The organism is Methanobacterium alcaliphilum (assembly GCF_023227715.1).
Taxonomy (GTDB): domain Archaea; phylum Methanobacteriota; class Methanobacteria; order Methanobacteriales; family Methanobacteriaceae; genus Methanobacterium_E; species Methanobacterium_E alcaliphilum.
The window spans coordinates 58,121-72,152 of record NZ_JALKIF010000001.1 but is presented as its reverse complement, the minus strand read 5'-3'; the positions used below and the strand labels follow the sequence as shown (position 1 = coordinate 72,152).

Genomic DNA, 14,032 nt, shown 5'->3' with positions numbered 1-14,032 from the left:
TATTAATGTGTTTCTATAATGAGTTACACAATTGCACGGCTTTTTTAGCAGCGGATTCCATGGATGTTTCAAATGAAATACCGGCTGCATCTAACAATCTTTGACCTTCTTTTTCATTAGTTCCAGTGAGCCTTATAACCAGTGGAACTTTTCTTTCGGATTCTTCCAGGGTTTTAATCACTCCTTTAGCCACATCATCAGCACGGGTAATCCCTCCCAGAACATTTAAGAAAATTACTTTAACTGGGGAATAAGAAATTACAAGATTAAGAGCTTTTTTTATAATGTCCGGAGATGCTCCACCACCTATGTCTAAAAAAGTAGCTGGTTCTCCTCCATTGAGTTTAATCATATCCATGCCAGTTAAGGTTAAACCTGCACCGTTTCCAATGACTGCTATGTCTCCTTCTAGTTTAACAAATGCAAATTCTTCTTCCTGATACTCATCTAATTCCATAAATTCTTTATGTTTGTATAGCGAATCGTCTTCTAATTCTAATTTAGCATCTGCGGCAATTATTCCTTTATCTGTAATAATTAATGGGTTGATTTCAGCAAGTTGGGCATCATATTTTTGGAATACTTGATAAAGTTTCCAGATTATACTCCCTACGGGAGATATGAGTGAACTACCCACCCCCATTTTACGAGCAATTTCACGCCCTTCGTATGGTAAAAATTCATCCAAAGGATTAATATGATATTTAACGATTTTTTCAGGGTTAGTGGATGCCAGTTCTTCGATTTCAACTCCACCTTCAGCACTTGCCATAATGAGAGGTTTTTTATTGGCACGATCAAAGGCTACACTAACATAAAACTCTTTTTGAATAGATACTTTTTCTTCTACAAGAAGTATATTCACTTTTTCTCCTTTAATCTCAGTTGATAATAATTCTTCAGCTACTTCAACTGCATTTTGAGGATCTTCTGCAAATTTTATACCTCCTGCTTTCCCTCTTCCCCCTACCAACACTTGCGATTTTAAAGCTACAGGCTTATCCATTTTTTCAAATATTTTTTTAACCTCGGAGGTATCGCGGGCAGTGTAACCCTCAGGTATCGGAATACCCTCGTTTTTAAATATTAGTTTAGCATTATATTCGTAAAGTTTCATGTTAAAACCCTTAAATAATTTTTAATTGCTTTTATTCAAAGAGAGCAACTCCGGCTTCAAATGCAGATAGATTTTTAGATTCAGTTCCAGGAGGAACACTATCTTTAATTGCATTTTCCGCGGCTTCTATTGATATAACATTTGTAATTTTAGTTATAGCTCCAATCATAACTATATTAGCGACAATGCTAAGTCCAACTTCTTTTTCAGCAGTCCTGGTGGCTGGAGCTTTATAATATTTTATGTTGTGTTTGTTTATAAACGGAAGAATTTCTTCTTCAACAATCATGTCAGGGTCTACTATTAATGTACCCCCGTCTTTTAAATCATCAAGATAAGCCATCATGGCTTGATGGGACATTGCTACAAATATATCGGGGTTTTGAACTTTAGGATAATCAATTTCCCCATCGCTAATCACTACTTCTGTTCTGGAAGCACCACCTCTTGCTTCGGGCCCATAGGATTGGGTTTGAACAGCATGGATTTCATCGTATAATGCTGCAGCTTTACCTATTACTATTCCGGCCAGTATAATACCTTGACCTCCAAATCCAGCGATTCTAATTTCTTTTCGCAATTTAATCATCTCGAATATTTAATCTGCACGGTAAGCTGATTTTAAGGCATCAGATTTTTTACCATATTTTTCTTCAATTAATTTGTAAAGTTCTTGGGAATATTCTTTTTGTGGCTGATTGGAAAATTCGCCAACTATTATCTTTCCTTCCAATTCCTCAACACTCATTTTATCTGCTTTTCGTTTATTGATGCTGTTTTCTTTCATCCATCTCATCATTTCTAAAGGAGATTTCATTTTATTTTTTCGCCCATAATAAGTAGGGCACTGAGAAATTACTTCAATAAATGAAAAGCCTTTATTTTGCATTCCCTTTTTTATGGAATTTGCTAATTGTAATGCATGTGATGTTGTCCATCTGGCCACATAACTGGCACCTGCTGCAGTTACTAACTCTGAAAGATCAAAAGGCCTTTCAAATGCTCCATATGGTGCTGTTGTCCCATAACTTCCCTGTGGGGATGTGGGGCTGATTTGCCCGCCGGTCATTCCATATATGCTGTTATTAATACAAATAACTGTGAGGTCGATATTCCTTCGAGCTCCATGAATAAGATGATTTCCACCAATAGCAGCGGCATCTCCATCTCCAGAGAACACTACTACATTTAAGTCGGGGTTTCCCAATTTGAGACCTGTTGCAAATGATATGGGTCTTCCGTGTGTGGTGTGCAGGGAATCGCATTTGACATAACCTGGAATTCTTGAAGAACATCCAATACCAGATACCATGGCTATACTTTCAAAGTCAATTTCCGCTATTTCCATACCTTTAAAGAAGGTATTTAGCACTATACCGTTACCGCATCCTGCACAAAAAATGTGGGGAAGTCTATCCTTTCTCAAATATTTCATAAAAGGACTTTCATTTTTTTCTTCCATTTCCACAACTCCTAAGTGTGATATTATTATTAATATTTTTAAATAAAATAGTTATTTCCCTATTTTTGATATTAAATACTTTTTTCGATTTTTGATAGTATTTCAAGGGGTTTATGTATTTCTCCACCAATTTTAGGCATTAATAATACTTCGGCCTGCCCTGCAGCAACTCTTTGGATTTCGTAAAACATCTGACCTAAATTCATTTCCACTACTATTAATTTTTTAGCACTTTGGGCTGCCATTTCTATTTCTTTGTCCGGAAAGGGCCATGGTGTGTCTATTTTGATGTATCCAGCTTTTATTCCTTCATCTCTAGCCTTTTTTACTGCTGTTGCGACGGAACGAGATGGGGCCCCATAAGATATGAGTATGATATCTGCGTCGTCACAGAATTCTTTTTTAATACTAATAATTTCGTCTCTATTTTTAAGGATTTTATCACAGAGCCTTTTTACCAGTTTAGAATGGTTGGTTGGATTTGATGCATCAGGATAACCGCGCTCGTCGTGGGTTAATCCAGTTACATGTAAATTATAACCATCTCCAAATGAAGGCATTTTGGCGGTTCCGTGAGGATCAGCATAATAGGGTAAAAAATTTTCTTTGGATTCAGAGGGCATTTCACGTGGTTCAATATGAACTTTATCTGGAATAGTGATTTTTTCCCTCATGTGACCTACGATTTCATCGCTTAATACTATAACTGGAACCCTATATTTTTCAGCTAAGTTGAATGCCTGAACTGTAAAATCAAAACATTCCTGTACTGATGATGGAGACAATGCAATTATTTCATAATCTCCATGTGAACCCCATCTGGCCTGCATCATATCACTTTGGGCTGCCATAGTGGGCTGTCCTGTTGAAGGAGATCCTCTTTGAACATTTACAATAACCAGTGGAGTTTCGGTCATTGTAGCATAACCTATGTGTTCCTGCATTAATGAAAATCCGGGGCCTGATGTGGCAGTCATAGCTTTTAAACCACTCCAAACTCCACCAATAGCTGCACCTAAAGCGCCTATTTCATCTTCCATTTGAATAAAAGCCCCTCCTTCTTTTGGAAGGAAGAGAGCCATATCTTCAGCTATTTCTGTGGAGGGAGTAATGGGATAGCCTGAAAAAAACCTACAACCTGCCTTAATTGCTCCACGAGCACATCCTTCGTTACCCGGAATGAAATATTTTTCACTCATCTGTTTCATCCACCTGTATAGCTTGGTCTGGACACATTAATGCGCATAAATTGCATTTTGTGCATTTTTTTTGATTTTTAGGGAAAGGAATACGCACGCCTTTGTCCGATGTCTCTGATTTTTCATAGACTCCTTTAGGACAAAATTCCATACATATGTCGCATCCCTTGCATAAGTGAGGGTCTAATTTAATCATACCAATCTTTCTCATTTTTTTCCATATATACCATAAGTTAGATTATTCAGATTTAAATAATTTTTTTAAAAATAAGTATATATTTTATTTTTTTTGCATTTGTTAATAGAACATTTTAAAACTAGTATAAACTTATGTCACTGAATATAATTGATTATTGAGGTGGGGATGTATTTGATGATTACTCATTGCTTTTTATCTTTTCTACATACATCAAAGGATATTCTAATTCATTGATATATTCCATTTTAATTAAAACATAGGCTTCATCAAACTCTGATATAATTTGTACGTTTAATATATCTCCACTTAGTGAAATATAGTCAAATTCACTATTCAATTCCCCCAATTTTTCCAGATTTATTTCAACCTTAACATCACTTATACATGGTTGCAGTTTAAGAGAATCTTCCATAGTTTTTTCGAGTTGGTGGGCTGTAGCTGAGCTTACAGGTGTCCCTATAAACTGATGGAATAAAGCACCCATACTTATTCCGCCTTCAAATATTGCCCTTTCTCTATTTGAAAGATTACTAAAATATTTTTCATTAACCCCATTTTTTTCATTTACATTCATTTAATCACCCACCACTCTTGTTGGAATTTTTGTTATTATTATAATGAAGAATTTTGAAACTTTAAATATATTAAATCTTTCAAATTCCCAGTAAATTGTTTATAGTGGACAATTGGGAACTAATAAAATCTGGGGGTATAGGGAATAAATAACCTAATACTAAAAATAGGGTGCATCCAATCACTGCACTTAATAATATGATTTTGTCTTCCTGAACTGGGTAAAAATAGGTTAAAACCAAACCACTAAGTAAAAATCCTACTATGATTAGCAAAGCATAGTAATTTTGAGGATTATCTTTATAAACTTGTTCTGATAGAGGGGATATTTTTGTAAGATTACTTTCTACTATTAAACGCTGTCTGGAGGATCCTAAGGGGTGGCATGTGATTAAAAAGAGTTTTTTGCCTTGTTTTATTGATATTCTGTATGATGCTGGAACTATAAATGTTTTGGAGACAACATATTCTGCTTTACCAATACCTGGCCATTCTAAGTATATTTTTTGGCCGACTTTAAGTTTATCTAATTCCATAAATGGCGATCCATACATGGTTCTATGTCCAAATATGATTACGGTTCCTTTATTGGGTTTTTTTGATTCTGGCTCGTGATAGACTCCATAAAAAACTGACTTGTTGTTGATTTTTTCAGTAACATCAATTGATGGAATATTCACCAATGGAGTATTAGATGTGTTATAATGTTCTGTAACAGATACCTGGGATGCATAATAACTTACATCTATTAAACAATACATGGATATTATCAGCATGCCTAAAATGATAAAAATAGTCGATATTCTCATTGTTACGCCGGGGTCTGTTTTTTAGAATTTATTGTATACAATTGGTAATTTATTACTTGTAATTAATTAGGTTTTAGAATTCAATGTATAATTAATTCTTAATTGTGAATCTTTGTATATTAATAGCACCATGACTTATTACATTATTCTCTTAGATTAATAATAGTATTTATAGTTAAGGAATTTAAAATTAGTATTTTTTAATAAAAATAAAAAAAATAAGGAGTTTATTTACGCATGAATTTAGCGTAACCGACTCCTGCAGCAGTAACCAATGCCCCTACAACTAATAGCCCATAAGGAACTCCAGTTTGTTTTGTTGGAACTGATGATGAACTGGATTTGGAACTACCACTAATGCTTTTGGAATAAGCACTGGATGTTGGTGGTGCACCAGATGTGGATGTTGGCCAGGTATATGTATATTCAAAGTGTTTTGAAGAACTGCTTCCTGCAGCCCAAACAACATCCCATGTTGCTATATTTGCATCAACAGCAGTTCCTTTGTCAACAAATGCTTTGGGGCTGCTGTAAGTTAATTTTGAGTTGACCGGAACTATTGGTGCTCTCACTAACCCTTCTATCTTCTCATCAAATGAATCATTTTTAACTAAATTGAATGTAAAATGACCTTTCCATTTCTTAATATCTAAAGTCGGGTTTAAGAGTTCTAATTCGCTTGGAGAGAACCATGAAGCCATAAGTCCGGGTTCATTAATCAGCGGCCAATAAGTTGCATTATCTGAATCTTGTTTTACGATGTACACTGGGATACTACCCATTCTACCGGTGGCATACAATTTAAAACACACGGTCTTAGTGGATTTTGCCGGAATCTTCCATCCGTAATCTCCACCAAGTTCACCATATCTCGATTTAATCATTCTAACAGCTTTTGGATCGGCCCAAGCTATTTTCCAATAGATATATTCTCCGTCTGCTAGACTACCCTGATAAGCCTGGCTCATTTTAAAATATTGGACATGGTCTGCTGTGTTTTTTATGGTAACCTTTATGGTGGCAGTTAAACCGGAATACTTAACTGCAGTGTAAGCTGGATCTTCACTAACCCAAACTTGTGCTGCAGATGCTACTCCTCCAAAAATTATCATTACTATTGCTATTAAGCATATTTTGTCTATGAGTTTCATATCATTGACCCCCGTAGTTAATAATAATATATAAATAAAAAAATAAAAAAGTTTTGGTTGATTTTATCAACCATATATTTTTCGAAGTTCCTGTATCATCCATGTAGGTGCTTGCTGTGTTGGCACGGTAAGCATTACACTGTCCATATTTTGTATGAGGAATAATACATTTTCCCTTGGCACTTCTAAGAGAACCAGGTACTGTGCATCCAATTCTCCCAGATTAGATGCTCTTTCGTAGTCAGACAATTTTATTCCATAATTTTGGAGCAGTGCTGTTGTTTCAGCTTCATTAAATCCTCCTGAAGCAGCGGCTCTTAGTAACTGTTCCACATCGGTGGATGATGTCTGTGCCCTTTCACTTTGGGATGTTAATGAATCAAGTGTGTATTTCTGAGAATTGATGAGGTTAGCATCAATCGTACCACTGTCTTTTGCTCTGAGAATGGCTAATACTGTTGCACCACTAATATCTGGTGTGTTTGACTGTGAAGTTGTAGTGGGTTGCTGTTCTGTTGTGTTGTTTCCTGTGCTTTCTGCAGGGGCCTGTTTAAGATATACATCAACGCTGTTTCCCACGCTGATTAAACCACCTGCGGCTTGTAACCTTGAAATCATTATAGGCACAGCAACAGTGTCTGGGGTCTGTATTTCCATATTGGCTAATACAGTTGCATCAGATTGGTTAACAAATTTTTGAGCTTCAGAAACTTTTAAGATAACATTTTTCTGTGAAATTGTTGATTGATCACTGGTATCTGTTGAAGATTGCGTATCTGTCGAATAAACAACCATAACCCTACCAAAACGATCTTTCTTTGTATTTATTTGCTGGTTCTGATATACTCGCCATGCCTTGGTAGCAGGACCAATAACATCTATGGCTAATACTTCTTCTCTTGTAACTCCATTATTGATTTCATCTAGAAGTGTTTGCCTCTCAGAATCAACAGCTAAAGAACCTTTATAGTAAGCATTTACTTCAGTAATCTTTTGATCCTTAGCACTCTGCAAATCTTCTTGATATGGTGCATAAACCAGGAAATAATATCCTGAGGCAACTAATATAATCAATATAATACCAAAAACAGCTGCACCAATCAGGGTTTTTTGATCATCATCTGGGACTCTTCTACCAAAGCCACCACCAATTCCACTGCCTGGTTTTTTAGGAGGGGCAGATGTCCTCGGTTTCAATTTAGCTTTGTCTACAGTCTTAGGTTTAATTCGAGGTTTAGGCATAGGCCGTGGCATCTTTTTAGGTTCTTTTTTGGAATCACCTGGTGATGCAGATAAACCTTTTTTATCCCCTTTATTTCCAGACATTTTCCCTACCAGATCTTTGATCTTACCTCCCACGTCAGATGACTCTTTCTCGTCACCTTTTCTCAAATCTGGAGGGGTGTCTTTATCTTTCTTCTTACTACCTTTCAACTTATCTAACATGTGGACCACTTTTTAGATTTGTGAATAAGGCCATAAAAGGCGTAAATATTAAGTAAATTATACTTAAGATGAATAATGCCTTAGCAGGTATATTCATTATGGATATTTGGATGTTCTGAGGCAAGCAGACCATTAGTATTAATATTAATGCAATGCTAGCGATTTTCACATTCTTAATTTTAGGATACTCAATAGTGCTTATCATTAATATCGATATCGTTCCCATGATAATTATTGAAATATCTTTTGTGAAGAAGCCGCTTAGATAAAATGATGATAGAACTACAGCAGTTGTAGGTATGGGTAAACCAACAAATTTGTCTTTGATAGTTCCAATATCTGAAATCACATTAAACCTAGAGAGCCTCAGTATACCACATATTACTATTAGGAGACTTACTAATATATTAATGTATCGTATATCTTGAGTTAAAGTGGCAAAATACAAAAATATTCCCGGCGCAACACCAAAGGATATCACATCACATAATGAATCTATATTTTTTCCAAATCCACATTCATCATTTCTATTTGTCTTGCGTGCCACCCATCCATCAATGGAATCAAATATAACTGAAATTAACATAAATTGTGCGGCAAGTATTAATTCACCATTTATTACCATAACTATTGCCAAAAATCCGAATGAAGCATTTAAAATAGAAAATAAATCTGGAATAGAAATAAAATCAAGTATACTGAGATTATTCGAACTCATTTTTTTATCCCGCTCTTTTTAATATATCTGTGTCAACAGTAACGAATATTATAAAATTTTTATTGTTTCAATGGCTTATAATTACTTATAATTTAATAAGTATCATTAATAATACTTTTCATGTAAATTGATTTTAAGTAATTATTAAAATAATTATTCATCAAGGGGGTCTGATTTGAATTGGGCCATAATAGTTTCCCCGGCTTTAGGTCTGCCTCCAACCTCTACATTTAATTGGAAATTCTTTTTTGGAATTATTAAATCAACCCTGGAACCAAATCTGATCATTCCTAACTTACTTCCAATCTTTACCTCATCACCTATATCCACATACTGCACAATCCTTCGGGCTACAAACCCTGCAATTTGAATGACGCCGACTTTCCCATATTTTGTGGAAATAACTATTAAATTCTTCTCATTTTCAGTCAATACATTCCCTTTAGCAATTTTAAATTTGCCTGGGCAATATTTTGAAAATATCACTTCACCTGCAACAGGCGCCCTATTAACATGCACATCAAAGGGCGACATGAATGTACTGATTAAAACTCCTTCTTCACCTTCTTCCAGTAAATATTCCATCAAAGGATCTTCTGAAGTAACAACTTTAATTTTGTCTATTTTTCCGGTTAAAAGTCTACCATCTGCAGGGGCAACTACAATATCTTCTCCAATAGGGACTCTACGTTTAGGGTCTCTAAAAAATTGCAGAAAGAATGCAATAAAAGTAAATAAGATGAATGTGATTATGGAGTAACCTAATAAGAAAGGCAGAATAGAAATGGTAAGTAGAATACTGACTTTTTTTGTGGTCCCTTTTACGAACATTTAATATCACCATTTTAAAACTAGGAAGTTTACGAATAATTATTGATAGATTAATTAATGCTAATGCACTTTTTTTAGATTGAATTATGTTTGTTTACATATGATTTTTAATACAATATCCTGCATATTTTTAATACTCTTCATCATTGTGAATATTTATTATATATGTTTTCACTGTAAATAATATCTAAAAAGTTAGGATATAATCAAGTATTTATAATATAAAATCTGTTATAGTATATTTGCAATTTATCAATTTATCTGGATTGTATTTAATTTAATAATTGGGTTTATAATGAAATTTATTTGATTATATATAAATTGCAGTTTTGTTCTAAGGTATTTACAATTATTTTCAGAATTGTAAATTGAATAATATTTAACTAAGATATGTGTAGTACATATCAAAGTACGATCCTAACGAAAGTATATATAAACCATTATTGAATATTTAATCCAGTATAAATAAATCTTCATGGCTGGAGAGAGACTTTTATTAAATCAAAAGACAATGATTAAAATAGTCTCTAGATAGTAAAGTAAGTCATAATGAAATATTATTCAATGATCCATTACCATGAACCTAAGACGTGGTAGTAATGATAGAAAGTAAGATTAAAGTTCTCCGAAAAGCAGCACAAGTTTCCACCACCCAAAGTTCTGATAAAATATGGTGTGTAATTGCAGGAAACGAAGAAATGGTTAATAATGTAGCTTATGCTGCAATTTCTTCTAAGGAACGGGTGAAAATACTGTTTCGAGAACATGTAAATTTAAAAGAGTCTTATGTAAGGAAAAAGTTTGATTTTATAATGCTTTATGGGGATACTCATAAAATAAGAGAATTAAGTTTAATATGTAAAGAAAATGGTGGTTCCTATATTAAGATAGCCCCATATTATGTTGAAAAAGAACCTAATTTGCTTTTACTGGTTGCACCAGATACTTCAATTAAGAAACTTGCAGGTGATGCTGAAAAAGCAAATATTAAATTTTCTTTTATTCTGGAAGATAAAACCACTGGATTTATTGAAACCGATGTTTATTTAACGGATCGTTTACCTCAATTCGTACGCAAAATAGTTGATCCATTATTTAAAATGACGGATGTAATTTTATCCACTATTCTTATATCTGTTCCAGGGGAAGATATTGAGAAAATCAAGCAAGTGGCTAATGATAACAAAGTATTCGTGGTAGAATTTAATAAAATTTTAGAGGATGAATAACATGTTTGGATTTGGAAAAAAGAACGATGATAAAAAAGTAGAACGTAAAAAAGGACTTACTAACACTTTAGGTATTGATTTAGGTACTTTAAACACAGTAGTTGCTAAACCATCCGGAGATAAATTTGATTTATTTAAAATTCCATCTGTAGTGGCTGTAAAAAAAGACGATCCTTCATATGTGTTGGCTGTTGGTGAAGAAGCAAAATCCATGTTAGGGCGAACTCCTGAAGATATAATTGCTGTTAGGCCATTAAGAAAGGGAGTCATTGAAAGTGTAGCTCAAGCTGAAGCACTTTTGGTGTATTCTATGGAAATGGGGTCTGCTGAAGATACTTCCAGTATTGATAGGATTGTCATTGGTATTCCTGGAGATGCTTCGGAAGTAGAACGCAACGCAGTAGAAGAAATTGGAAAAAAAGCAGGCGCAAGCTATGTTCTGGTTATAAGCGAGGGTTTAGCAGCAGCAATTGGTGCAGGTTTGCCTATTGCTGAAGCTTCTGGAACTATGGTTATTGATATAGGTGCAGGTTCCAGTGATTTGGTTGTAATTTCCCTGGGTGGAATCACTGATATTCAAACCATCCGTTGGGGTGGCGATGATATTGATGATAATATAGTGGATCAGGTTAAACAAAAATATGAAGTAGAGATAGGAATTCACGAAGCAGAAAAAGCCAAAATTGCCGTTGGAATGGTTCACTGTGATGTGGATATGGAAAATGAAAAAACACATGTTATTGGTAAGTGCATGAAAACCAATAAACCAAAAGAAATAGAGCTTGACTCAGTCATGGTTGCTAATGCTGCAGAGCCTATAGTTGTAAAGATTATAGAAGCACTTGCTTTAGTTCTAGAAAGATTATCCCCTGAACTGATTTCTGGTGTTTACAATAAAACTGTGGTAGTAGGTGGAACTTCTCAATTAAAAGGCCTTAAAGAAAGAATATTTGAAGAAGTAGGTATACCTGTTGATATATCAGATGACCCTATGACTGTGGTAGCAAAAGGCGCAGCTATTGTTGCTGCAGAACCTCGTGCTCTGGAGCCTGAAGTTCGATTAAAAGCAATGAAATAATTTGATTTTTTCAATCAATTATCTCTTTTTTTAATTTTAATTTTGAATTATTATGAACAATATTTGTTAATCATCTTTTTTACAACCATTATATATGGGGGATTAAATCCAAATTAAATAAAGATGATTTTTTAATTTATTTAAAAACAAAACGACTGATTCTATGATAATACTTGGTATTGATGAAGCAGGAAGAGGCCCGGTTTTAGGGCCGTTAGTGGTTTGTGGAGCAGCTATACCTGAAGACAAGTTAGATATTATGGAGAGAATGGGGATTAAAGATTCTAAAAAACTCACTCCTAAAAGACGGAATGTACTCTCCAGAAAAATACAAAAGATTGCAGATTGTCATATTGTAAAAATTACTGCCAGGGATATTGATAACCTCCGGGCTAGAGATGTCAATCTTAATGAAATAGAAAAGATTGCCATGATTAAAGTAATAAATATGGCACAACCTGATTCGGTAATTATTGATTCTGTAGATGTTGATCCTGATCGTTTAAAACGTGAGGTGCAGGATGTAATTGGGGAGGGAATATCAGTTAAATCGGAGCACGGTGCTGATGATAAATACCTTCCAGTGGCTGCTGCATCAATAGTTGCTAAAGTTGAAAGAGATTTGGAAATAGAAAAACTAGCAAGAAAATTTAGAAAAATAGGCGAAATTGGATCTGGCTATCCCAGTGATCCTCGCACAAAGGCATTTTTACAAAATTTTGAATATGATGAAATGCCAGATTGTGTTAGAAAATCATGGGCAACAGTAGAAAAACTTAAAAATAAAAAATAAGATCTTTATTCTTGTTCAAATGACTCTTGTATTTTATTTTCAAAAAATATTAATTCAAATCACTAATATGAAATCACTATTTTTAAATAATCCATTTACAAATCAATTTACAATAAAACTCAGGGAACAATTTCCTACAATTTAATTAAATCAAAGAGGATAATATGATTTTAGACTTTTTTACTAATGCATTTGGCACTATCTTGGAGATGTTCAAGAACGGAGGGATTATAACATATATCATAACCATAATCGGAATTTATGGTTTAATCAGCTCCTTTGAAAAGATCCATTATTTGCGAAAAATATCAAAAGTAAGCACCCCTCAAATAATTGGGGCAGTTAATGAAGCTATGGAAAGAGGAGGTTCTTTAGAAGCACTGAAATCCATAAACCAGTATCAAAATCCTGTTTCCAGAATAATTTCTGAAGCCCTTAAAATAGGATATAGAAATAAATCTGAAGTGGAAGATGCAATGGAACGGGTTTTCATTGTTGAAATGAGTAGCATGACTAAAGGTCTGGATACTCTTAAGACAATTATTGAGATAGCTCCTTTGCTTGGTCTTATCGGTACGGTAATTGGTATTTGGTATACATTTAAAGCTATGGGGATTGGAGGTAATGCTGCAGCCATGGCTGAGGGGATATACGCTGCTTTAATTACTACAATTGTTGGTCTGGCAGTTGCCATTATTTTAATGCCTTTTTATTCACATATATTGGTACGCATAGACAAAGAGATGGATAAGATTGAGCTAGCCAAGAAAATGACTAATTGGGGATATGCTGTAATGAAAATAAAAGTTGATACTGATGTTTCCAATGCTATGGAGGCTCTTCTTGAATCTGAGGGAATTGTTAATGTTAAGGAGATTAATGAACCTGATGCTAATATTTGGGTAGCCTTTAAACCGAGTATGCTGGAAAAGAGTATTAACAATATTATTTTAGAGAAATGTAATGCCAGCTCAGAAATTGTGGAAAGTAAACTCAAACAGTAAATAAAAAAATAAAAAAGGGTTTTAATATGGCTATGGATGTAAACAAGTACCGAAAAAAACTAAAGGATAATAATCCCCGTTTTAATATGGTTCCTTTCATTGACATTCTTTTCACATTATTAATATTTGTAATTGTGACCAGCAGTTTTCAAGTTGCAGATGAATCTGCTACATCGGGTAAACCAGAACAGGTTGAAAGTTCAGGCCCATCGGAGTACTATCAAATTCCAGTGGCGGGACTAAAAAAAGTGACAGTAAATGGTGTTGACATGTCGCAGTATATTCGAAATAATGCCATAGCAGTTCATACCAGGGTAATTGATGAGGGAGAAATAATTATAAAGCCAAAACAGGGTTTAATTATTATTACCGCACCACCGGATATGGCAGTAGATAAAGCAGTCAAGGCACCCACATAATAGG

General features: G+C 34.4%; 16 protein-coding genes. 5 read left to right on the top strand and 11 right to left on the bottom strand.

Annotated features, from left to right (window positions below):
• Positions 1-13 precede the first annotated feature (13 nt).
• The 11 genes from sucC to MXE27_RS00310 form a co-directional block, all read right to left on the bottom strand.
• Complete coding sequence (sucC, locus tag MXE27_RS00360; protein WP_248610410.1) at positions 14-1,117, bottom strand: ADP-forming succinate--CoA ligase subunit beta; 1,104 nt, start codon at positions 1,115-1,117, stop codon at positions 14-16.
• A gap of 31 nt (positions 1,118-1,148) precedes the next feature.
• Positions 1,149-1,697: a 2-oxoacid:ferredoxin oxidoreductase subunit gamma gene (locus MXE27_RS00355; protein ID WP_248610409.1), complete on the bottom strand. Its 549-nt coding sequence runs from the start codon at positions 1,695-1,697 to the stop codon at positions 1,149-1,151.
• 18 nt (positions 1,698-1,715) lie between these two features.
• Positions 1,716-2,579, bottom strand: coding sequence for a 2-oxoacid:ferredoxin oxidoreductase subunit beta (locus MXE27_RS00350; protein ID WP_248610408.1), 864 nt, complete (start codon positions 2,577-2,579; stop codon positions 1,716-1,718).
• 71 nt (positions 2,580-2,650) lie between these two features.
• Entirely contained in the window at positions 2,651-3,778 is a 1,128-nt protein-coding gene (locus MXE27_RS00345) for a 2-oxoacid:acceptor oxidoreductase subunit alpha (RefSeq protein ID WP_248610407.1), read from the bottom strand.
• The gene (locus MXE27_RS00340) at positions 3,771-3,974 is read right to left on the bottom strand and encodes a 4Fe-4S dicluster domain-containing protein (protein WP_248610406.1); all 204 of its coding nucleotides are present in this window, start codon (positions 3,972-3,974) and stop codon (positions 3,771-3,773) included. The genes MXE27_RS00345 and MXE27_RS00340 overlap by 8 nt, the downstream gene beginning before the upstream one ends.
• Positions 3,975-4,155: 181 nt before the next feature.
• Positions 4,156-4,551, bottom strand: coding sequence for a dihydroneopterin aldolase family protein (locus tag MXE27_RS00335; RefSeq protein ID WP_248610405.1), 396 nt, complete (start codon positions 4,549-4,551; stop codon positions 4,156-4,158).
• A 79-nt stretch (positions 4,552-4,630) separates the two neighbouring features.
• Positions 4,631-5,359, bottom strand: a complete 729-nt coding sequence (locus MXE27_RS00330) for a class E sortase (protein WP_248610404.1) — start codon at positions 5,357-5,359, stop codon at positions 4,631-4,633.
• Between the two features lie 227 nt (positions 5,360-5,586).
• Positions 5,587-6,510 carry a hypothetical protein gene (locus MXE27_RS00325; protein ID WP_248610403.1) on the bottom strand — a complete coding sequence of 308 codons (924 nt, stop codon included), beginning with the start codon at positions 6,508-6,510 and terminating at the stop codon, positions 5,587-5,589.
• Between the two features lie 66 nt (positions 6,511-6,576).
• Positions 6,577-7,956 (bottom strand): DUF515 domain-containing protein, encoded by a 1,380-nt coding sequence (locus tag MXE27_RS00320; RefSeq protein ID WP_248610402.1) that lies wholly within the window; start codon positions 7,954-7,956, stop codon positions 6,577-6,579.
• On the bottom strand, positions 7,946-8,674 hold the full coding sequence (locus MXE27_RS00315; RefSeq protein ID WP_248610401.1) for an archaetidylserine synthase: 729 nt from the start codon (positions 8,672-8,674) through the stop codon (positions 7,946-7,948). The genes MXE27_RS00320 and MXE27_RS00315 overlap by 11 nt, the downstream gene beginning before the upstream one ends.
• A 153-nt stretch (positions 8,675-8,827) precedes the next feature.
• Positions 8,828-9,505, bottom strand: a complete 678-nt coding sequence (locus MXE27_RS00310) for an archaetidylserine decarboxylase (protein WP_248610400.1) — start codon at positions 9,503-9,505, stop codon at positions 8,828-8,830.
• A 599-nt stretch (positions 9,506-10,104) separates the two neighbouring features.
• Between MXE27_RS00310 and MXE27_RS00305 the strand changes: the two genes are divergently transcribed.
• The 5 genes from MXE27_RS00305 (at position 10,105) to MXE27_RS00285 (ending at position 14,028) form a co-directional block, all read left to right on the top strand.
• On the top strand, positions 10,105-10,734 hold the full coding sequence (locus tag MXE27_RS00305; protein WP_248610399.1) for a hypothetical protein: 630 nt from the start codon (positions 10,105-10,107) through the stop codon (positions 10,732-10,734).
• A 1-nt stretch (position 10,735) separates the two neighbouring features.
• Positions 10,736-11,812 (top strand): rod shape-determining protein, encoded by a 1,077-nt coding sequence (locus tag MXE27_RS00300; RefSeq protein WP_248610398.1) that lies wholly within the window; start codon positions 10,736-10,738, stop codon positions 11,810-11,812.
• A 163-nt stretch (positions 11,813-11,975) separates the two neighbouring features.
• Complete coding sequence (gene rnhB, locus MXE27_RS00295; RefSeq protein WP_248610397.1) at positions 11,976-12,605, top strand: ribonuclease HII; 630 nt, start codon at positions 11,976-11,978, stop codon at positions 12,603-12,605.
• A 164-nt stretch (positions 12,606-12,769) separates the two neighbouring features.
• Entirely contained in the window at positions 12,770-13,609 is an 840-nt protein-coding gene (locus tag MXE27_RS00290) for a MotA/TolQ/ExbB proton channel family protein (RefSeq protein ID WP_248610396.1), read from the top strand.
• A gap of 26 nt (positions 13,610-13,635) precedes the next feature.
• On the top strand, positions 13,636-14,028 hold the full coding sequence (locus tag MXE27_RS00285) for an ExbD/TolR family protein (RefSeq protein WP_248610395.1): 393 nt from the start codon (positions 13,636-13,638) through the stop codon (positions 14,026-14,028).
• Positions 14,029-14,032 lie beyond the last annotated feature (4 nt).